1 pseudogene is annotated in these 278 nt (G+C 60.4%); it reads right to left on the bottom strand.

The features are described from left to right. Positions 1 to 278: pseudogene (locus SCA31_RS23125) on the bottom strand (hypothetical protein); the annotation flags it as partial.

Raw genomic sequence — 278 nt, 5'->3', positions numbered from 1 at the left:
GGTGCCATATCATCGCGGGTTGCATTGATAAGTCCCTGCACAATGAAGGGTGTTGTCCCGCCGAAGATCGCCACGGAGAAGTTATAGGCAATACCCATGCAGCTGTAGCGGCCCGCGGTGGGGAAGAGCGCAGGGAGCGCCGAAGCGAGGTTGGCCACGTAAAAGGTCACGGGGAAGGCGACCAGTGCCAGACCACCCAAGGTAGACCAGGTGTCCCCCAGACCAATCAAGAGGAATGCCGGGACGGCGAAGAGGATGGTACTGCCGGCACCGATCCA

Source organism: Chryseobacterium sp. SIMBA_028 (assembly GCF_046535285.1).
GTDB lineage: Bacteria > Bacteroidota > Bacteroidia > Flavobacteriales > Weeksellaceae > Chryseobacterium.
The sequence above is the reverse complement of the archived record's forward strand: the minus strand, read 5'-3'. Positions and strand labels throughout refer to the sequence as shown.